Origin of the sequence: Mesorhizobium sp. M7A.F.Ca.US.005.03.2.1, assembly GCF_003997795.1 — a bacterium.
GTDB lineage: Bacteria > Pseudomonadota > Alphaproteobacteria > Rhizobiales > Rhizobiaceae > Mesorhizobium > Mesorhizobium ciceri.
In genome coordinates, this window is sequence record NZ_RZRP01001597.1 from 1 (window position 1) to 477 (window position 477).

At 67.1% G+C, this 477-nt stretch carries 1 protein-coding gene; it reads left to right on the forward strand.

Translation table 11 applies throughout. From position 1 onward, the window contains the following. Positions 1 to 477, forward strand: a 477-nt coding sequence (locus EN991_RS39355; protein ID WP_164769820.1) for a DMT family transporter, incomplete at both ends; no start/stop codon positions are given.

The window sequence follows — 477 nt, forward strand, 5'->3', positions numbered from 1 at the left end:
CGTTAGGCAAGCTCGCCACGGCTGCCGGCGTGCCGGCCATGGTCTGGGCCTTCGTCATCTCGCTCGGCGCCGGCGGGGTCTTGCTGTGCATGCTCTTGGCTCGCGGCAAGCGGGTCCGGCTCACCGCGCACAAATTGCGCTATTTCTTCGTCACCGCCGCGGTGTCCTATGCTGTCCCCAATCTCCTGATGTTCTCGGCCATCCCGCATCTGGGCGCCGGCTACACCGGCATCATGTTCACGCTGTCGCCGGTCATCACGCTGGTGTTCTCGATCCTGCTGCGTGTCCGGCGCCCCAACATGCTGGGCATTGCCGGCATCGCCGTCGGCTTCATCGGCGCCGTCATGGTCGCGGTGACGCGCGGCGAGGCCGGCCAGCCGGCCGATTTGTTCTGGGTGACGATGGGGTTGCTCATCCCGGTCAGCCTTGCCGCCGGCAACATCTATCGCACGGTCGACTGGCCGGACGGTACCGGCC